General features: G+C 60.3%; 17 protein-coding genes. 4 read left to right on the forward strand and 13 right to left on the reverse strand.

Translation table 11 applies throughout. The annotated features are described in order from the left end of the window. Window positions 1-137: 137 nt before the first annotated feature. Window positions 138-638, reverse strand: a complete 501-nt coding sequence (tpx, locus tag K0H47_RS14735; RefSeq protein WP_003207496.1) for a thiol peroxidase — start codon at window positions 636-638, stop codon at window positions 138-140. A 305-nt stretch (window positions 639-943) separates the two neighbouring features. Here tpx and K0H47_RS14740 point away from each other — a divergent pair, with 305 nt between their 5' ends. Beyond that, entirely contained in the window at window positions 944-5,863 is a 4,920-nt protein-coding gene (locus K0H47_RS14740) for a hypothetical protein (protein ID WP_219273058.1), read from the forward strand. 46 nt (window positions 5,864-5,909) lie between these two features. Here the strand turns inward: K0H47_RS14740 and metC are convergent, their stop codons facing one another. From metC to K0H47_RS14790, 10 genes are all read right to left on the reverse strand, one after another. Further along, window positions 5,910-8,621: a cystathionine beta-lyase gene (gene metC / locus K0H47_RS14745; RefSeq protein ID WP_219273060.1), complete on the reverse strand. Its 2,712-nt coding sequence runs from the start codon at window positions 8,619-8,621 to the stop codon at window positions 5,910-5,912. A gap of 24 nt (window positions 8,622-8,645) precedes the next feature. Continuing rightward, a complete protein-coding gene (locus K0H47_RS14750) occupies window positions 8,646-9,293 on the reverse strand; it encodes a glutathione binding-like protein (protein ID WP_093197549.1) in 648 nt (215 codons plus the stop codon). 135 nt (window positions 9,294-9,428) lie between these two features. Then, window positions 9,429-10,025, reverse strand: coding sequence for a cysteine dioxygenase (locus K0H47_RS14755; protein WP_177026738.1), 597 nt, complete (start codon window positions 10,023-10,025; stop codon window positions 9,429-9,431). A 16-nt stretch (window positions 10,026-10,041) separates the two neighbouring features. Further along, window positions 10,042-10,866: an amino acid ABC transporter ATP-binding protein gene (locus K0H47_RS14760; RefSeq protein ID WP_177026739.1), complete on the reverse strand. Its 825-nt coding sequence runs from the start codon at window positions 10,864-10,866 to the stop codon at window positions 10,042-10,044. After that, entirely contained in the window at window positions 10,853-11,545 is a 693-nt protein-coding gene (locus tag K0H47_RS14765; protein WP_063030764.1) for an amino acid ABC transporter permease, read from the reverse strand. Before K0H47_RS14765 ends, K0H47_RS14760 begins: the two co-directional genes overlap by 14 nt. Beyond that, complete coding sequence (locus K0H47_RS14770; RefSeq protein ID WP_093197565.1) at window positions 11,535-12,269, reverse strand: amino acid ABC transporter permease; 735 nt, start codon at window positions 12,267-12,269, stop codon at window positions 11,535-11,537. The genes K0H47_RS14765 and K0H47_RS14770 overlap by 11 nt, the downstream gene beginning before the upstream one ends. Next, complete coding sequence (locus K0H47_RS14775; protein WP_219273062.1) at window positions 12,266-13,477, reverse strand: aminotransferase class I/II-fold pyridoxal phosphate-dependent enzyme; 1,212 nt, start codon at window positions 13,475-13,477, stop codon at window positions 12,266-12,268. The genes K0H47_RS14770 and K0H47_RS14775 overlap by 4 nt, the downstream gene beginning before the upstream one ends. Next, window positions 13,474-14,895 (reverse strand): FAD-binding oxidoreductase, encoded by a 1,422-nt coding sequence (locus K0H47_RS14780; protein WP_093197570.1) that lies wholly within the window; start codon window positions 14,893-14,895, stop codon window positions 13,474-13,476. The genes K0H47_RS14775 and K0H47_RS14780 overlap by 4 nt, the downstream gene beginning before the upstream one ends. Next, complete coding sequence (locus tag K0H47_RS14785; protein ID WP_219273064.1) at window positions 14,888-15,694, reverse strand: transporter substrate-binding domain-containing protein; 807 nt, start codon at window positions 15,692-15,694, stop codon at window positions 14,888-14,890. The genes K0H47_RS14780 and K0H47_RS14785 overlap by 8 nt, the downstream gene beginning before the upstream one ends. A gap of 3 nt (window positions 15,695-15,697) precedes the next feature. Further along, window positions 15,698-16,534 (reverse strand): transporter substrate-binding domain-containing protein, encoded by an 837-nt coding sequence (locus tag K0H47_RS14790; protein ID WP_063030773.1) that lies wholly within the window; start codon window positions 16,532-16,534, stop codon window positions 15,698-15,700. A 240-nt stretch (window positions 16,535-16,774) separates the two neighbouring features. Between K0H47_RS14790 and K0H47_RS14795 the strand changes: the two genes are divergently transcribed. Beyond that, entirely contained in the window at window positions 16,775-17,635 is an 861-nt protein-coding gene (locus K0H47_RS14795) for a LysR substrate-binding domain-containing protein (RefSeq protein WP_003207477.1), read from the forward strand. Between the two features lie 3 nt (window positions 17,636-17,638). Here K0H47_RS14795 and dnaQ read toward each other — a convergent pair whose 3' ends face one another. Continuing rightward, window positions 17,639-18,379, reverse strand: a complete 741-nt coding sequence (dnaQ, locus tag K0H47_RS14800) for a DNA polymerase III subunit epsilon (protein ID WP_167410183.1) — start codon at window positions 18,377-18,379, stop codon at window positions 17,639-17,641. Window positions 18,380-18,578: 199 nt separating this feature from the next. Between dnaQ and K0H47_RS14805 the strand changes: the two genes are divergently transcribed. Together K0H47_RS14805 and K0H47_RS14810 are read left to right on the forward strand one after the other, a co-directional pair. After that, the gene (locus tag K0H47_RS14805) at window positions 18,579-18,893 is read left to right on the forward strand and encodes a DUF2388 domain-containing protein (protein WP_219273066.1); all 315 of its coding nucleotides are present in this window, start codon (window positions 18,579-18,581) and stop codon (window positions 18,891-18,893) included. A 66-nt stretch (window positions 18,894-18,959) separates the two neighbouring features. Then, on the forward strand, window positions 18,960-19,880 hold the full coding sequence (locus tag K0H47_RS14810) for a glycerophosphodiester phosphodiesterase family protein (protein ID WP_257626674.1): 921 nt from the start codon (window positions 18,960-18,962) through the stop codon (window positions 19,878-19,880). Between the two features lie 3 nt (window positions 19,881-19,883). Here the strand turns inward: K0H47_RS14810 and rnhA are convergent, their stop codons facing one another. Continuing rightward, on the reverse strand, window positions 19,884-20,336 hold the full coding sequence (gene rnhA / locus K0H47_RS14815; RefSeq protein ID WP_003207474.1) for a ribonuclease HI: 453 nt from the start codon (window positions 20,334-20,336) through the stop codon (window positions 19,884-19,886). Window positions 20,337-20,402: the final 66 nt, after the last annotated feature.

Consider the following 20,402-nt stretch of genomic DNA (forward strand, 5'->3'; position numbering starts at 1 on the left):
ACTTTTAACTTCTGTGCTTAGTCCATTTGCTATCCGGCTAAGCATCTGAAGCACAAATAAAAACGGCCTGGACTAGGCCAGGCCGTAATACTGCATCACGCGTGTTACTGCAAAACGACAGTAATGCGTAGTAACAGTTACTTCAAAACAGCCAGGGCCGCTTCGTAGTTCGGCTCTTGGCCGATTTCGCTGACCAGTTCGCTGTGCAGCACGTTGTCGTTCTCGTCCAGTACCACGACGGCACGTGCGGTCAGGCCTTTGAGCGGGCCATCAGCAATCGCAACACCGTAGTCGACAGCAAAGGCTGCCTCACGGAAGTCCGACAGGTTCTTCACGTTTTCCAGGCCTTCCGCACCGCAGAAACGCGCCTGGGCAAATGGCAGGTCGGTGGAGATGCACAACACTACGGTGTTGTTCACGTCGTTGACCTGGGCGTTGAACTTGCGAACCGAAGTGGCGCAGGTCGGGGTATCAACGCTTGGGAAAATGTTCAGCACTTTGCGCTTGCCGGCGAAAGTCGCCAGGGTCGCGTCAGACAGGTCGCCGGCAGTCAGGGTGAAGTCTGGCGCCTTGGCGCCGACTTTCGGCAAATCGCCTTCGACCTGGACAGGGTTGCCTCGGAGGGTAACTTGAGCCATGAACGGAATCCTTCTAGTGGTGGTAGTGAAACGAATTTCAGGTGCCGAAGTTAAACACAAAGTTCGATGGGCACCTATGGGCGGACGCAAATTGTTATGGAGCGCCCACGCAATAAGCGCAGGCACTCCACAGGCCCTGGTGACATTTCTCAAGCGTCGCACCCGCGCTTCACGCATCGTTTCGCAATAAATTCTGCCAGGCAGTCCTCGGAACCGTAGCGTACTCGTGAACGACACAGCGAATGCCGTTGCAAGGACATCCATCAACGGCCGTAGTCTTCCTAACGCCGCCTGAAGGATGCCTCATGAGAATTGCTGATTTGCGCCCCGCTGCCAACATATCCATACACCACGCACTCTCCGTCCAGCCGCAGTCGGCTGCTCTGAAAAATCACGCATCGAGCGGGCTCGTCTCCCCGGTTCCTCCGCAGAGCGACGTGAATATTGTCAGCCTGGAAGACTCGAAAAACGCCAAAGCGATGGTAAAACAAGGCGATAGCGATATAGCAATCCAGTATGCCTTGGCCCTGGTGGATAAAGAGATAGCAGGAGACACTTCCGGACAGATAAACCAAATCTCGACGAGCCTCTCCAACATCCCGCATGCTTCCTCGTTTGGCACGGCATGGTCGGCCTTCAATCTCGCACTGACAGCAGAACCGTTTGCAACCTTTGCCAAAAACAACAAAATTGATACTTCGATGTTCGACTGGTATCCACCCGCATCGATGCGCTGCTTGGTTGATGGGAAAACAACCTTTGCAGACACCCTTCCTGGTTGGGAAGAAGCCGCCGCCAACCTTATAACCACAGCAAAATGGCTCTCACCAGACGGCGATACATTTCCGTTTTACGGCGAGAACAAAGTGCCTCTGGAGCTGCTCGGTAACTTTTACGGTCACGATCAGGGGCCCCGGGGGCCAAGGAAATTACCCTTGATCGGCGAAATACTGACGACCCGATCATTCCCGGCTCATTCAGATTCAAAAAATCGGCAACACCAAAACGTTATCGAACGCCAACAGCAAGCAACAGAAACCATCGGAGCTGAGCTCAGCGGGAAAATTTTGCCACCTATGCTGCCTGCTCAAACGGTAGCAACACAGGTTATTGAGGCGGATAAAGAAGTGGCGCAAATGAGCGCAACCGCGCTGCTGCTGCGAAGAAACGAAATACGACCTGCCGACGCAAGCCTAACGTCAGGCTACGTAATTACCCCCCCTGAGCGCTCCACTATCGGACAAACGATCAAAGCCTTTAACACAGCACTTCAGGCTGAGGAATTCCTGGATTTTGCGCGAAAAAAAAACGTCGATATTTCAACCGTGAACATTAGCCAGCCAGCGGGCGACCTGATGGTCCTTGACCTGCCAAACCGCGTTTTTCGCACGATCGCCACGGTCAACGATCAATCCGGATGGGCCCAGGTATCGTCCGAGATAAGGGCGCTGGCCAATCAACTGGGCAAGGGCACGAAGGAGCTCATGTCCTATAACCCGGATGGCTCCATCTCCGTCATCAAAGCGCTGAGTTTTTATGGTGAGCATCTCCCCGCCGACACCCTGAAAGACGCTCTCACACGCAGCACTGCGCTCTATCATAAAGGCTTCCCCGCCTTGAACCGGGATACCCCTCCTGCCGACGAGAGAGCGCGCGCGGTACAACAAGCACAGCTCGCCGCTATCCAGCAGCTCGAGAACGCAAGTACCGTTCAACCCGTCACGTCGGTGCTCGATAAAACGCCCGTCAACACCATCGACCCCGCAACCAGTATCGCCAACAGCCTGTTTTCCGCGGCACCCAGCGTGTATTCGGCGGTCGCTTCATGGCTGGGCTTCTACGTCCAACGCACCGCCCATGGTGCAGGGGACCTGGACATCAACCACCTGAGCATTGGCGTACTCAACCCGGAGAATCCCGGAGAGCGCAAAGACATCCCGCTTATGCAGTACGCCATGGACGCGTTGAGCAACAGTAAATCACTGAGCATCCCCGCAGGCGCCAAATTGTTCGACACCCGCCCTGACCTTCTGGCACGTACCGGGACGCCAGGATACGTCCCCGTCCCTATCGATATGAACGCACTGAAGAATGAGTTGCTCCGTTTACCGACGCAACTGGAGACGATTTACAAAACGGCCACCCACGGTTACTGGAGGCAGCCCGCCTTCACTGCGCCTGCGGTCTATAGCGGCAGCCGTCAGTCATTGGTCAGCCGCCTCCTGCAAGACAATCTGCAGCGAGCTGGCCTCAAGCAGCCTGGGCTGGATGCCGAACAACGCAAAACCGTAGACATGGTCGTAAAGCATTCTGAAGGATCGACTCGTGCTGCCCCTCAGGACCCAAGCAGTTCTCCAGCCACTGTCTATCGCCTTACAAACGGGCCCGAGAACGAGGACACGCCCAACCTACTGATTCATCGCGCCCTGGCAGGACCCAATCGCGAGATTCTCTTGCTGGTGGAACCCAGCGGCAAAATTACACCTTATGACTCCTGGGACGCCTTCGACCAAGCCGGCCACGTCAAGTCGGAGCTGACCGGCAATCCGTTCGATACCCAAGCCAGCATTATTATCGACGGTGAATTGGGCGACACGCTGTCCGTCAACCCATCTGCAGCGGATGCGCCGAGCCAGACTCAAGCAGCCGCTCAGCCGCCGGCCTGGGTAAATCAGGCCAACGACTCGCAACGCGTTGCCTTGCACCACCTGATGCTGGAGCTGGCGGGCTTCGTGCAGCGCAACAAAGGGCAGTCGTACGACTACGCAATAGACGACCTGCGCACATTTGCCCAAAAGCAATTCGACGCACAACTGCCCAGCCCCAGGTCGTACAACACCTCGCAGATTGAAATTGAATTGAAGCCGACAGACGGCTCGCTGTTTGCCGGTTGGGGAGGCGGTATCTCGGCGGGCGTCGGTACCGTCGAACGAGTCAGAATGAGCATGACCGACATGCTCCTGCGCAATCTGTCGGGGTTGCCGGACGGGCAGATCGACGTCTATTACAAGTCCGATGGCAAGCCAGGCACTGTGCGAATAACCGCGCTTGAGGGTGAAGGCGTCCTCAAGAAGAAGGTTCAAGACGCTGACATCGGCAAGAAATACCCGGAGTTTCTCAAGCAAGAGTTGCTCGACGACCCCACAAAAAAAGCTCAGCGTCTCTCGTTGTTTGCCCAGCAGGTACCTATCGAGCTGAAGCTCCAGGCCCTGAAACTGGCAACAACAGGCGCATTCGGCTTCGACACCACGGGGTTCCGGTACGTTGAGCAAATACTTGATCCAACGCCGGGCACAAAAACCGTCGACGGCAAGGAGATCGTTATCCGGCCCCTGGCCTTTACGCGCGAGCCGGGTACAACACCTGATGTTGTCAGCAACATGTACCTGATTGAACCCAAGGACAGCACCACCGGACCGCATATTCTGTATCGCCCGTTGAACACCACTGCGCAGTTGCTGCAGTTTCCAACCCGCCAGGCCTTGATGGAGGCCATTCAGAAACCGAACCAGTTGCAAAAAGATATCCTCGCCTGGCTACCGGACGACGCGACCCGGAAGATCTACAACAACAGCGGATTTAAAGAACCTCACATCCGGCGCTTTACCATGGGCGACGACTTTGCGCCGCTGTCGACGCCCGCACCGCCCGTCCTCACCACAGAAGGTCATGCTGCGACCCAGTTGCAGCAGGCGCTGAACTCGGGGCAATTGATTAATCGGTTGTACGAAGATAACGCGAATGGCCTGGCCAGCCTGGCCGATCAGCAATCGGTCTCGAATGCTGAAAATCGCTGGGCATCTGCCAAAAGGGGCGGACTGCTGGTGCTCAACAGCGTGCTGCCTGTTCTGCGCGGCCCCCTCGCCTATATCGGCATAGCGATGCAGGCACTGGGCATTGGCCAAGATATAAATGCCCTGGCCAGCAAAGACGGAAAGAACAAAGAGACGGCACTCGCCGATCTGTTGCTTAACCTGGCGACACTGTTTCTGCACTTTCGTACACCATCGCCTGGCAATGCCTCGGAAACAAACGCCTCCCAGGAGGTGACAAGTGGCAGGCTCCTGCCACCAGAAACGTCATCACCTACGCAACCAACGTATCCAATACAGCTGGGAGGGCCGGTCACCAAGGTCGATGCCATCGAAGGGGAAATTCAAACGTTCGTGGACACCTACGACGGCGCCGAGCGTATCAATATCTTCGGACATGGCGAAGAGCCAAAACCTGGCCAACCCACAAAAATCGTCGGCGAGAATGGTGCACTCTATTCAGCCCAGGAGATCTACGACAAGCTACTGGCCCGTGGGATCGACCTGAAAAAATACCGGAACATTCGCACCCTTTTCTGCTATTCGGCAGACGGTGGTACCCGGTCGTTCGCCAGCGACCTGCACACCATTACGGGCAAACCGGTTAAAGGTTTTGAGGGAACGGTAATTGCCAGCTACTCGGACAATAAATTCCCGGATGAAATATACGAAGACTTTTACGCCAGCTATAAAGCCGCGGATCAAAAAAATCTACCGATAAATGCTATTAAACAGCTTGCCAACAACGATCTGTATGAATACTACGCCACGCAAGATATCTTTCCTGTGGTGATTAAAGAGCACGGCGATCCGATCCGAGTCAATTATGGAACGGCAGCAAAACCTGTCTGGGTTGATATGCCCATCAACTATCGGCCTGTCCGTGTGGGGCCACCGAAGGGAAGCGAACCGGTCCGTCCGAGCGTGGTCCCCCCAAAAGTCGAAGTGCTGATGGGCAACTCCCGTACTATCGAAGACAATAACTCGGTGCTCTCAACCGAAAGCTTGACCGACTGCTCCGCCCTGGTGGTGTTGACTGACTTGAAAGACGGGGTCTATCAAAAACGGACGTTGATGCATTTAACCGGCAGCAGCCTGGAGTTCGGCTTGCCCAATGAAGATACCGCCCAACTGATGGACGACCTGGATCAGTCTCTGGCCAGTGGCGGCAAGGTGATATTTGTCGGCGGTGTGAACTCCTCGTCCCGATTTGGCATGGGGATGGTCGTGGGCCAGGAATACAACGGAAAAAAACCGCTTCTGGATATTCTTCAAAAGCCCGGCGTGGAGACTGTATTCGCAGGTTCCAGCGGTGTTGAGGTTAAACCGAACGGAACCTTCACGCTGGCAAAAGCCGGACCGGGTCTGTTCGACAGCACACTTTCCAAACAGGTGCTTGACTTCGCCGCATAAGCGGCGCTCCCGCAAGAGCTGGCTGTGCCAGCCCTTGCGGTCAACGTCATGTGGCCAGTGTAAACCCGCGCCGCAAATCTTCGATCAACGCCTCCACATCCTCCAGCCCCACATGCAGGCGTATCACCGGGTTCAATCCACGGTCGACGGCGCTCTGGCGATCCTGTGTGTCGGCCAGGGTGACCAGGCTTTCATAACCGCCCCAGGATGCGCCAAGGCCAAACAGCTGCAAACCGTCGATAAAGCGCTCGACGTAACCGGCATCCGCACTGCTGAGTTCAAACGACAGCAAACCATTGCTACCACTGAAATCACGCTTCCACAGCGCATGCCCTGGATGCTCGGGCAAGGCCGGATGAAACACCCGCTTGACCTGCGGTTGCCCCTGCAACCACTGGGCAATCTTCAGCGCCTGGCGCTCGTGCACGTCCAGCCGGGAAGCCAGGGTGCGCGCGCCGCGCAGGATCAGGTAGGCATCGTCGGCACTCACCGCATTGCCAAAGGTATCGCTCATTTTCGCCAGGGCCGGCCATGCCGCTTCGGTGGTGCAGACGCTGCCCATCATCACGTCGCTGTGGCCGCCAAGGTACTTGGTCAACGCCATGATCGAGATGTCGGCACCCAGCGCCAGCGGGCGATACAGGTACGCCGAGCCCCAGGTGTTGTCCACCGCCAGCAAAATGCCCCGCGGCTTGCACAGTGCGGCTAGTGCGGACAGGTCGCACAACTCATACAGCAGCGAACCGGGTACTTCGGCGTAGACCATTTTAGTGTTGGCCTGCAGGTGCGCTTCCAGGCCGCTGCCATCCGGGGTGAAGTAGCTGACTTCGATGCCGAATGGCTGCAGGAACTCCCGGGCCAGTTTGCGCACCGGTGAATAGACGGCATCGGTGATCAACACATGGTCGCCGGGCCGCAGGTAGGCCAGGAACGTCTGCGCCGCTGCGGCGAGCCCCGTGCCATACAACCGGGTGCGGTAGCCGCCTTCCAGTTCGGTGACCAGATCTTCCAGTGCAAACGCAGTGGGATTCCCGCGAGCGCCGTAGCTCAGGACCCGTTCACTGTCGCGCCGGGAGCGGGCGTCACGCATCTGGGCCAGGTTGTCGAACAGCACGGTGCTCAGGCGGGTGATCGGTATATTCACCGCCCGACCACCATTGCCACCTTCGGTACGCGCCGCGTGAATCAAGCGGGTACGCACGCGTGAAGCGGGCAACAACGGCTTGAGACTGGCGATTTCCGCTTCGCTCATCTGTGCCAACAGGCCGATTTCCCAAGCCAGGTATTGGCGGGCGGCGTCCTTGTTGCCGCTGTGGCGGTCATGGGTAAAGAACAAAAAGTCGATGCACTGATTGTCGGTAGGCGTCTGCGCGTCCTCGATCACCGGCAAACCTGCCGCCACCCATGCGGCATAGCCGCCGTCGAGCAAACGCACATCGTCGCCCAACTCCAGCGCAGCAAAAGCAGCCAACGCCGGATCATCCGCCAGCAGTACCAACGGGCGCGCACCGGCGGTCAACTGGGAACGGATCGACCAGCGCGAACCGGCAATCCGGCCCTTGCGATGGGTCATGCTCGGGCGCAGGTCCACCAGGTCCACGGCGTCGTCCTTCAGCGCATCGGCCAGCGCCTGCACCGAGATCAGCGGCAGCGCGTCAAAGGGCACGGCCTCTTTGACCTCCAGCGCCAATCCACTGTGGATGCCATCCTCCAGCACATAGGCCTCATGCCCCAACTGACGCAGCCAACTGGCAACAATCGGTGCACGTACACCATCACTGTCCAACAGCACCACCCGCGCCTGACGCACGCCGATGTACAGGTCGGTGGACTGGACCAACTGCCCGCCCGGCGTATGTTGCGCCCCTGGCAAACTGCCGGCGGCAAATTCTTCGGCGGTGCGCACATCACACAGGAACAGGCTGCGAGTCGGGTCCGCTGCCCATTGGCGAACCTGCTCCGCCTTGACACTGACCACCCCTGCCCGCTCCGCCAGTTGCCGGGCAGACTCGCGCTGTTGGCCCAGATCCGTCGAGACCTGATCGGCATAACGCCGGGCACTGCCATGCTCCAGTTTGAAATCCGCCAGGTACCAACCCTGGGTACCGTTTTCCAACGCATAAACCGGATTCTTCACACCGAGGTTGATCAACGTCTGCGCGCCGATAATGCTGCGGGTACGACCGGCGCAGTTGACCACGATCGGCGTGGTCTCATCCGGCACCAGGTCATGCACGCGGTAGCCCAGTTCACCGTTGGGGCAGCAGATGGAGCCTGGAATGGTCATCTTGCGGTATTCATCGAACGGTCGGCCGTCCAGCACCACCAGCGGCTCGCCCTTGGCTTGCCACTCCGCCAGTTGCTGCGCGGTGACGTGGGGCGTGTGGCTGGCTTCTTCCACCAACTCGCCAAAGGCTTTTGACGGCACATGCACCCCGGCAAACAGTTGCAGGCCAACTGCCTGCCAACCGTCCGCGCCGCCTTCCAGCACATGCACCTGGCCGTAGCCCAGCGTCTGCAAGCGCAGCGCCGTGCGCGCAGCCACGTCGCCGCCGTCCTGGTCGTAAATCACCAGGCGCACCTGAGGGTTGGGCGCCAGGCGCTGCACCTCCAGTTCCAGGCGGCTATAGGGCAGGTTTACCCCGTGGAACAGGTGCGCCTCGCCGTATTGGCCGTGCTCGCGTACGTCGAACAGGGCGATTTCCTGGCCGTCGAACAGCCATTGTTGCAATTGCCCGGGTGTGATGGTCTGGCTCATGGAAGTCCCGCAAAAAAAGGTGAGTTACTGCAAGGCCAACGAACGCTCGCCGGCGGCGACTTCACGTCCCTTGGCATAGGCCCGCTGGACCGCCGGGCGCGCCTTGATCCGCAGACGCCAGGCCTGGATGTTCGGGTAGTCCGTCAAGTCCTGGCCCTGGCGCAGGGGCTGGATCCACGGGAAGATCGCCATGTCGGCCACCGAGTACTCCCCCGCCACATACGGCACCTCGGCCAAGCGCTTCTCCAGCACCCGATACAGGCGCGTGGCTTCGGCGTTCAGCAGGTCGAGGGCGAAGGGAATCGGCTCCGGCGCCTTCTCCTTGAACAGCTGCAACTGGCTCAGGTACGGGGTGATATGTCCCACCTGCCAGAACAGCCACTCCTGGACTTTCTGGCGCTCGGCGGTGCCGCCGGGCGGCAGGAACCGCCCCGCTTTGTCCGCCAGATAATTCAGGATCGCCCCGGACTCGAACAGGCTCAGGGGTGCTTCAAGGCTGTGGTCGACAATCGCCGGAATCCGTCCATTTGCACTGATGCGCTGGAAGCTTTCCTGCTTCTGCGCGCCTTCGCGGATGTTGACCGGAATCAGGCGGTACTCCGCCTCCAGCTCTTCCAGCAGGATGCCGACTTTCAGGCCATTGCCCGTAGGCCAGTAATACAGATCAATCATAAAAAACCCTGGATGAACGCGAATCTAATTGTGGGAGCGGGCTTGCTCGCGAATGCGGTGGGTCAGAAACGCATTCATTGGCTGACACACCCCATTCGCGAGCGAGCCCGCTCCCACATTTGATGTGTGTAGTGCTCAGGAATAGGCCCGGATTGAAGGCGCCATCTGCGAGGCGTTGTAGTTGAGAATCCGGCCGTCGGCCTCAACGCCATAACGGCCATTGAGGGACTCCAGCGGCAAGCCGTACAGGTGAAAGTGCAAGGTCGCCTGCTCACCTTCAACACGAATCCCATGCAGGTCTTCACCGAGGAACGAGATAGAGGTGCCCGGCTGCACGACGACTTCTTTCTCAAGGGTCAGGGTGGTGAAGCCTTCCTCACGCCCTTCATCGTTGCGGCCATACACGTAATTGATTTCCTGGCCTTCAACGGCACTGATGATCGCCCAGGTTTCGTGGTTGTGCGCAATGGTGCTTTTGCCCGGCAGCAGCGAGTTCAGGTACAGGGTCGGCGTGTCGCCGTCGTCATTCAGGCGATAGCGGAACGCGGTGCTGCCCTGCCCCGGTACTGGTGCGGGGAATTCGTTGAAGTTGAACAGGTCCCGGCGCTCGGCCAGGGTTTCCAGCAGCCCTACAATTTCCACCAGGGCCGCGCGGTCTACGCCACGCTGGTTGATGACGCGGATCTGCTGCAGGAAGTCTTCGATAACGGCGGCACGGTTTGCGGTACTCATGACGAGGTTCCTCTTATTAGACAGACAGGGTGTAGCGGCTCAGGTTGGTCAACAGGTACGGATCGTTGGCGGTCGGTGGCCGGCGGCCGGGATCGCCCAAGGCATGGCGCAGGAATTCCTGGGTGCGTTCACTGGTGGGGCGCTGGAAGATCTGCTCGGCGCTGCCGTGCTCGACGATCACGCCGTTTTCGGTGAAGTAGACGATGTCGCTGATCTCTTCGGCGAAGCGCATTTCATGGGTCACCAGCACGCAGGTCATGCCCTCTTCGGTCAGCTCGCGAATCACCGTCAGCACTTCTCCGACGGTTTCCGGGTCCAGGGCCGAGGTCACTTCATCGAACAGGATCAGTTCCGGGCGCATGGCCAATGCCCGGGCAATCGCCACTCGCTGCTGCTGGCCGCCGGACAACTGGCCGGGATAGGCATCGGCCTTGTGTTCCATGCGCACTTTGGCCAACAGCGCCCGGGCGTCCTTCTCTGCCTCGGCGCGGTTACGGCCAAGCACCTTGCGCGGGGCGATCACCAGGTTTTCCAGCACGGACAGATGCGGGAACAGGTTGTATTGCTGGAACACAAACCCGACGCGCTTGCGCAACTCGATGCGCTGGGCTTCCTGGGTCAGCGTGTCGACCCGGGTTTCGCCCACGCGGATGGTGCCGCGCTGGGGCTGCAACAGCCCGGTGATGCAACGCAGGATGGTCGACTTGCCCGAGCCCGACGGGCCGATGATCGACACCGCCTGACCGCGATGCACGTCGAGGTCGATGCCCTTGAGCACCCGGTTGTCACCGAACGACAGCTGCAAGTCCCGCAGGCTGACCAGGGGTTCAATAGAAGGCATAACGGCGCTCCAGGCGTTGGGTCAAACGGGAAATCGGGTAGCAGTAGGCGAAGAACAGCACCAGCAGGCTCAGGTAGATCACCACGGTGAAGCCGGTCATGTTCACGGTGTTGCTGGCGATCTGTGCGGTGTCGATCACATCGTGCACGCCCACCAGCGAAGCCAGGGCGGTGCCCATGGTGACCACCGCGTAGAGGTTCATCCACGGCGGCAACATGCGCTTGAAGCACTGGGGCAGGATGATCGAGCGGAAGATCTGGCCACGGGTAAATGCCAGTGAGCGTGCCGCTTCCCACTGGGTGCTGGGGATCGAGCCGATGGCGCCGCGAAAAATTTCCGCCACGTTGGCGCTGGCCGGCAAGGCCAGGCCGATGGTCACCTTGACCCAGTCCGGGAACGATACGTAAGAGCTGCCGATATGGATCTCGAATGGGAACACGTAGGTGGTGAAATAGATCAGCACCAGCCACGGCGCGTTGCGGAAAATCTGCACCCAGATCCGCGCCGGCAACCGCAGCAGGCGCAACGGCGACAGGGCCAACGCGCCCACCATCAGCCCCAGCAGCGAACCGAGACCAATCGCCACCAGGCTGATCAGGATGTTCTGGCCGAAACCAGTCACCAGCGCCGGCGACCATTGCAGCAACGCCGACAGCACCGGGAATGAATCAATGGCCATAACCGGGCATCCTCAGGCGCGCTTCCAGCCAGCGCCCCACACAATTGACGGTAAAACTCAGCAAGCCGAAAAAGCTCAGGATCAGAATCATCAGTTCCAGCACGTTGTCGCTCTGGGTCCAGATCATGATCGAGGCGTAGGTGATATCGCCCACGGCGATGGCCGAGGCCACGGCGGTCATTTTCACCAGGTCGATCAGGTTGTTGATCAGCGACGGCAAGGCGAAGCGCAGGGCCAACGGCAACTGCACATTCCACAGCAACTGCCGGCTGCTGAAGGCCAGGGAACTGGCAGCTTCCAGGGTCACGGAAGGTACCGCCTCGATACCGGCGCGCAGGGCCTCAGCGTGGAACGCGCCCTTGTGCAGCGAGATCACGATCACCACCCAGGCAAACGGCGTCAGCGGGTTGGCCGCGCCGACGGCCTGGGTCAGCAGCATGTTCAACACCAGGAACGCGCAGTACAGCTGAACCAGCGTAGGCGTGTTGCGGGTGACTTCGATAAACACCCGCGCCGGCTTGGCCAGCCACGGGTTGCCTGAAGTCAGCAGTGTCGCCAGGCTGATCCCCGCCAGCAGGCTGCCGACGATGGTGAACAGGCACAACAGCACGGTGGTCAGCGCGCCCTGCTCCAGGGTGCCACGCTGATAGGCATCCAGCAGGAAGCTGTAGTTGAGGCCGATACCGGCGGCCCAGTGCACAAAAATCTCCAGCCAATGACTCATTCGACGCCCCGCAATTTGCCGCAGGCGACAGCAATACGGCGACCGGCCTCGGCCACGCTGTCGGTCGCGGTGGCGATGGACAGCCGAAACCACGGCGACAGGCCATAGGCACTCCCCGCTACACCGGCGACGCCCTCCTCCAACAGGTACGCGACGACATCACCATCATCGTTCAGCCGCTGACCGTCCGGGCGATAGCGGCCAAGCAAACCGGCGCAACGCACAAACACGAAAAAGCCGCCCTGGGGTTCGAGCACTTCCAGGCCGTCGACGGTGCCGAGGGCCATCATCAGCAGGTCCCGGCGCAGTTGATAGGCCGCTACCTGCTCGGCGAGGAAACCCAGCCCGCCGGTGAATGCGGCCAACGCGGCGGCTTGCCCGACAGAAGATGCGCCGGAGGTGGATTGCGACTGAACAACCGCCATTGCATTGGTCAAGGTCTGTGGCCCCGCGCCGAAACCGATGCGCCAGCCGGTCATGGCGTAGGTCTTGGACACGCCGCCTACCAGCAGGCAACGGTCCTGCAAATCCGGTGCGACGTTCAGCAGGCTCTGGGCCGGGCGGCCGTCGAAACGAATGTGTTCGTAGAGTTCATCCAGCAGCACCAGCACCTGGGGATGGCGACGCAGCACCTCAGCCAGCGCTTGCAGTTCAACCTCGCTGTACACGGCGCCGCTCGGGTTGCCCGGGCCGTTAAGGATCAGCCAGCGGGTGCGCTGATTGATGTGCTGCTCCAGTTGAGCCGGCAGCAGCTTGCAGCCCTGCTCCAGCCCGCACTCGATAAACACCGGTTCGCCACCGTTGAACCGCACGCTGTCAGGGAAAGACGGCCAGTACGGCGTCGGCACCAGCACTTGATCGCCGTCGTCGAGGGTGGCGGCGAAGGCGTTGAAGATGATCTGTTTCGCGCCGTTGGCGATCACGATGTTGGGCAGTGAATAGTCCAGGTGGTTTTCTTCGGCCAGCTTGCGCTGCACCGCGATGCGCAAGGCTTTCACACCGGGTGTCGGCGTGTATTTGGTGGCGCCCGCAGCGATGGCGGCGTAGGCGGCTTGTTTGATGTGCTCCGGGGTGTCGAAGTCTGGCTCACCGGTGGTCAGGTCCAGAATGTCGCGGCCCGCATCACGCAGTTCCGTGGCGCGGGATTTGGCCGCGGCGTTGGCCGACAGCGACACCCGCTGCACCCGCTTGGACAGGCGAACCGTCATGGCTGCACCTCCAGGACTTTGCCGGGGTTGAGCAGGTTTTTCGGGTCGAGGGCGCGTTTGATGCGGCGCATCAGGTCCAGTTCCACCGGGCTTTTGTAACGACCCAGCATGCCAACCTTGCGTTGGCCAATCCCGTGTTCGGCGCTGATGGAGCCGCCGTGGGCATGGGCGCTGTCGTGTACCAGCAAGCTCAATGCCGCGTAGTTGCGCATGTGCTCGTCCACCGTGGAACCCAGCGGATGGGCGACGTTGTAATGCAGGTTGCCGTCCCCCAGGTGCCCGAACGTGAAGTTGCGAACGCCGGGGAAATGCACCTGCAACAGCGCGTCGGTATGGGTAACGAAAGCGACGATTTGCGAGATCGGCACCGAGATATCGTGCTTCATATTGCGCCCGGCACGCTTCTGCGCTTCGCTCATGTTTTCCCGCAGCAGCCACAGCGCTTCGCTCTGCGCCAGGCTCTCGGCGATCAGTGCGTCGGCCAGCAGTGACTGTTCGAAGGCTTCACCGAGGACCGCTTCGAAGGCTTCGCGGGCGTGGGTTTCGCCGTGGTTGTCCGACAGCTCCAGCAAGGCAAACCAGGGTTGGCTGGCCTTGATGAACGGTTGCGGGCCTTCGGGAAACTGCTCGCGCAACAACGCCAGGCAATCGGCGCTGAGCAATTCGAATGCAGTGAGGTTTGCACCAAAACCGGCGCGTGCATGAGACAGGAACGCTACCGCCTGGGCCAGTTCATCAAAGGCCAGCAGCGCGGTGGCCTGGGCCTTGGGCAGCGGGAACAGCTTCAGGGTGGCGGCAGTGATAATGCCCAGGGTGCCTTCGCTGCCGATGTATAAATCCCGCAGGTCGTAGCCGGTGTTGTCCTTGCGCAGACCGCGCAGGCCATTCCAGATTTCGCCTTCGGCGGTGACTACTTCCAGGCCCAGGGTCAGCTCGCGAGTGTTGCCATAACGCAGCACCGCCGTGCCGCCGGCATTAGTGCCGAGGTTGCCGCCAATGGTGCAGCTGCCTTCGGCGCCGAGGCTAAGCGGAAACAGGCGACCGGCTTCACGGGCCACGTCCTGGATGTTTTGCAGGATGCAGCCGGCTTCGACGGTCAGGGTGTCGTTGTCGGTATCGATCACGCGCACCCGGTTCATGCGATCGAGCAACAGCAATACCGCGCGGCCGCTGGCGTCCGGCGTCGCGCCCGCCATCAGGCCGGTGTTGCCGCCCTGGACCACGATGGGCGCTTCCAGGGCCACACACGCACGTACCACGGCGGCGACTTCCTCGGTGTTGGCCGGGTGTACCACGGCGATCACCTGGCCGGTGTAGCGGCCCTGTTTGTCGGTGAGGTACTGGGGGGCATCTTCACTGCGCTGCACATGGGCGGCGCCGAGCAATTGCTGCAAGGTGGCGAATAGCGCTTCACTCATGGCTGTACTGCTCGTGCAAATCCCGCAGGGCTTGGGACGGGGCCATGCCGGTGCGTTCGCCGAGGGCGATCAACCAGCCGCTGCGATGCCAGTCACGCACGATAGCGTCGAGCCTGGCCTGGGTGTCGTGCTCGCCCTTGCGGATCCAGATCACGGATTTGGACGGGATCAAATCCCCCGGCAACGGGATTTCGTAGCCGGACCATTCAGCGTCGTCCAGCAGCGCGTGCATGGTCGGGCTGACGTGCACCGCCGCCACGCAGCCATTGCCGCGCAACGACAGCAGGGATTCGGACTGGCTGCGGAACGCCTTGATCTGCGCGCCATAGGTTTCCTGCAACGGCTTGATGAAGTTGCTGCCCTGGGACACGCACACCGGCTTGTCCTTGAGGTCGGCCCACTGGGTGATGCCGGCGCCTTTGCGGATCAACGCTGCGCCGCCGACTTCTTCATAGGGCGTGGGCACGTAGTCGAGAATTTCGGCGCGCTCGTCGGTGTACTGCATGTTGGCGATCAGCACGTCGACCTTGCCTTGTTGCAGGAACTGCACGCGGTTGGGCGCCAGTACCGAGACGGTCTTGGTCTCTACGCCCAGCGCCTGGCCTAGGCCCTTGGCCAGCTCGACGTTGTAGCCCAGGTGTTCGCCGGTCCTGGGGTCGAGGGTGCCAAACGGCGGACCGCTGAGAATCACGCCGACACTGATGGCATGGCGTTGCTGGATCTTGTCGAGGGTCGCATCGGCGTGGGCCAGGCTTGCGCACAGTGCCAGGCCCAAGGCAGTCAGGGTTCTCAATGTCATGTGTCAGGCGCCCTTGAACTGTTTCTGCAACTCCACCAGCGCCGGGGACGCCGGGGTGATGTGGTTGCGGGTCTGGGCGTCGATCAGCCAGCCGCTGCGATGCAGTTCCTTGATGATCGGGTCGAGTTTGGCCTGGGTGTCGTTCTCGCCGCGGCGAGTCCAGATCACCGACGGTGCCGGGTTCAGCTCGGGGCTGATGGCGCGGTAGTCCTTCCATTCGGCGCTGTCGTTGATCAGCGGGTTGATCAGGGTGGAGTCATGCACCGCCGCGACGCAGTTGTTGCCGCGCAGGGCCAGCAGGGATTCGGAGGAGCTCTTGAAGCCTTTGATCTGTGCGCCCAGCTCGGTCAGCGGCTTGACGTAGCTGCTACCCTGGGAGGTGCACACTGGCTGGCCCTTGAGGTCTTCCCAATGGGTGATTTTGCTGTCCTTGAGTACCGCTGCGGTGCCGCCGATCCTGTAGAACGGCGTTGGTACGAAGCCGAGGATTTCGCCGCGCTCGGCGGTCCATTCCATGTTGGCAATCAGCAGGTCGACCTTGCCCTGTTGCAGGAACTGCACGCGGTTGGCGGGCAATACCGGCACCAGTTGCACTTCGGCACCCAATTGACGACCCAGCTCGTTGGCCAGGTCGACGTTCAAGCCCTTGGGCTTTTGGGTGGTGGGATCGATGCCGCCAAACGGCCCGCCGGACAGCAGCACGCCGACCACCAGCACATGGCGCTGTTGGATCTTGTCCAGGGTCGCGTCGGCCTGAACCACCGCGCTGCCGCCCAGGGCGATCAATGCGCCCAGGACCACAGGCAACCTTCGTTTTACCGCCGCGCGCACAAAACCCATGGAACTCCCCTCATTAGCGATCGGCGTACCCCGACCTGATGTGGGGGCATGCTAGGGAGAGTGCCGGGGCAACGGAAATTCAAATATCTAATATCGTTATAACTTCCCGTATATGGACGACCTCACTTTTGGCCATATACTCGTAATCATTGGACTCTGTAAAAATTCGACGCGACAACACATAAATATATGTAATGTTTATCTTCACGCCCCTGATATAAAAAATGCCCTGGAATGGCCATGTCGACCCTCGATCTCGAACTGCTCCGCACCTTTATCGCCGTGGTCGACCACCACAGCTTCGCTGAAGCCGGCACCCATCTCGCCCGCACGCAATCTTCCGTCACCCAGCATATGCAGCGCCTCGAACAGCAAGTAGGCGTCAGCCTGTTTGAAAAACGTGGTCGGCAAAAGCAGCTGACAGAACCTGGGATGCAGTTGTTGCGGCATGCGCGGCAGATGCTGTCGTTGAATGACGATGCACTCAACTCCCTGCGGGAAAGCAGCCTCAGCGGTGTACTGCGCATCGGCTCGCCCCACGACATCGCCGACACCATCCTGCCGCCGATCCTCAGCCACATCGCCCGCTCGGCACCGCGCCTGCGCCTGGAAATCGACGTGGGCCGCAGCCCGTTCCTGATGGACGACTTGCACCGGGGCAAGGTCGACATGGTGATCTCCACCCGCGCCGATGCCAACCTGGAAGGCTTTGCGCTGCGCACCTCGCCGGTGTGGTGGATTTGTTCGGCGCAATACATTCACTCGCCGAGCGAACCGCTGCCGTTGATTCTGGTGGATGAGCCGAGCATCTATCGGCGCTATGCCCTGGAGGCGCTGGAGCGGGCGAACATTCCGTGGAGGCAGGCGTACCTGGCATCGAACCTGATCGGGATCAAGGCGGCCACCCGCGCAGGGCTCGGCGTGACCCCACGGAGCATGGAAATGCTCGGGCCGGACATGCGGGTATTGGGAGAGAACGACGGGCTGCCGAGGATGCCGGAGGTGACATATTACCTGTGGATCCGCCCGAACACGGCGAACCCGATTGCACGCAAGGCTTATGACCTGATCAGGGCCAGCCAGGGGCTGGCGCTGGGATGACGGTTATTGCTGGGTCAATTGGGTCCACAACGCGGGTGCGCCGGCGGACTTGGCGATCGCCTCAAGACGCGCCGCGTGTTCGGCCATGTCTTGCTCGCTGGCGCGAATAATCGTGGTGGGCTGACGATCCGCTGGCAGGCGGCGGATTTCCGAAGGACGGTTGCCCGAGCCTTCTGCCGAACCATTGCCGTCCGAAGCGTTACCGGCCAGGGACAGGCTGGTCTGGCCGCCGGTCATGGTCAGGTAGACGTCGGCGAGAATCTCGGAGTCGAGCAAGGCGCCGTGGAGTTCACGGCCGGAGTTGTCGACCCCATAGCGCTTGCACAAGGCATCGAGGCTGTTGCGCTGGCCCGGGTGACGCTCACGGGCCATCATCAAGGTGTCGAGGATCGAGCAGTGCCGGGTGATATCAGCCCGGTCGGTCGCGCCCATCAACGCGAATTCGTTGTTGATGAAGCCAACGTCGAACGCCGCGTTATGGATGATCAGCTGCGCGCCGTTGATGAACTCGAAGAACTCATCGGCCACTTCGGCAAACCGTGGCTTGCCCACCAGGAATTCGTTAGTGATGCCGTGGACGCCGATGGCGCCTTCATCACTTTCCCGATCCGGTTGCAGGTAGACGTGGAAGTGCCGGCCGGTGAGGCGACGGCCCATCAGTTCGACGCAGCCGATTTCAATGATCCGGTGGCCGTCGGTCACCGGCATGCCGGTGGTTTCGGTATCGAGTACAACAGATCGGATGGCCATCAGGGTTCAGCTCTCAACGGTTTGGTACATTTCAAGGGGCGGGATATTAGCACGACATGTCCTGAACGACCCAGGGCTGGCCAAATGAAGCCCATGTGCGACAGTTTTTAACAAGAATTAGCAAACCTTATAAAGTCTGCACTAGGTGCCGTTGATAGCCTGCGCACCCTCGACTTGCTGCAGACGCTAACCCATGACCTTGCGTAAATCGTTGCTACCCTTCGTTTTGCTGACCGGCGCCCTGAGCACCAACACCCAGGCCACCAGCTTCGTGATGACCACCGACGCCTTGGTCAGCCTGAGCATGAGCGCTACCAAAGGCACCAGTTCGTCCTTCAAGGATGACAAAGTGGTACTGGCCGCCAAGACCGACGCTGCCGCCTTTGTCGCCAGCGACGGAGTGATCAGGGGTGTTCAGCTGGAATCGGCGCTGGAACATATTCGCCTGGCGCTCAAGGACGAACACTACTCGGACGAGCAGTTGGCCAGGGCAATCCTCGTCATGTAAGGTCACAGCCGCCCCGACCTTCAGCGAGAGTAACAACAGGTGACCCCCAACCGCCGCGCCATCGCCTTGATCATTACCGTATTAATGATCGCGGGCTGCACATCTGCCCCCACTGGCACGCCCGATAAATCGCTTCCGCTGATCGTTGCACACCGTTCGGGCACCGCGGATTATCCGGAAAACACCTTGCCGGCCATCGACAACGCCTTGAAAAATGGCGTCGACATGATCTGGCTGACGGTTCAACTGAGCAGTGACGGCGTCCCCGTTCTCTATCGCCCTGCCGACCTGAGCGCGAATACGCAAGGCAGTGGGTCCGTCGCCAGACAAAGCCTGGAACAATTGCAGCAGTTGAATGCGGGGTGGAACTTCAAACTCACCGACACCCGCGGGCAGGTGGCCTATCCCTACCGCACGCACGCCGCTCCGGTGCCTTCATTGCAGCAAGCACTGGACAGGATTCCCGCTTCAATCCCCGTCATTCTCGATATGAAAGCCTTGCCTGCTGAAGCGCAGGCCAACGCCGTTGCCAGTGTGCTGAAACACAATCATGCGTGGGACCGGGTGCTGATCTACTCCACCGATGCCAGTTACCAAACCGCTTTCGCGCGCTTCCCTCAAGCTCGGCTATTTGAATCCCGGGACGACACACGAAACCGCCTGGCAGCCGTCGCCCTGGCACAGAGCTGCCGTCCGGTACCACACGCTGGCAGTTGGGTGGCGTTTGAGTATCAGCGAAAAGTCGAACTGGTGGAGACGTTCACCTTGGGCGAAGCACGCTCACCCGTGAATGCCAAGCTATGGACGCCACCGGCGATCAACTGCTTCCAGTCCAAGGGCAAGGTCAACATTCTGGCGATTGGAATCAACAGCGACGATGATTACCGGGCAGCAGCGTGCCTGAAGATCGACGCCGTGCTGGTGGATTCACCGCGGGCAATGCGGGATGTGAAGCAGCGGCTCGAATGGCCGCTGCATTGCAACTGATGGTCAGCTTTGCTTGTAGCCGCGCACTTCATCCACGCCGCGATTGGCCAGTTGGTCGGCCCGCTCGTTGCCGGGATGGCCTATGTGCCCGCGCACCCATTTCCAGGTGATGTTGTGGCGGTTGCATTGTTCATCGAGCAATTGCCACAGGTCGGCATTTTTTACCGGCTCCTTGGCGGCGGTTTTCCAGCCGCGCTTCTTCCAATTGACCATCCACTCGTTGATGCCCTTCATCACGTATTGGGAGTCGGTCACCAGCAACACGTCGCAACGACGCTTGAGCTCTTCCAGGCCGCGGATCGCCCCCATCAGCTCCATGCGATTGTTGGTGGTGTTGGCTTCGCCACCCCACAGCTCCTTCTCCACGCCCTTGCACACCAGCAAGGCGCCCCATCCGCCGGGGCCGGGATTGCCCTTGCAGGCGCCATCGGTGAAGAGTTCTACGGTATCGGTCATTTCACTGTCCATTAAAGCGGGATCCATCAAAGCGGGTTGCCGATAATCGACCGACAAGGGCCCGAG

This window comes from Pseudomonas sp. Xaverov 83, from assembly GCF_019352905.1.
GTDB lineage: Bacteria > Pseudomonadota > Gammaproteobacteria > Pseudomonadales > Pseudomonadaceae > Aquipseudomonas > Aquipseudomonas yamanorum.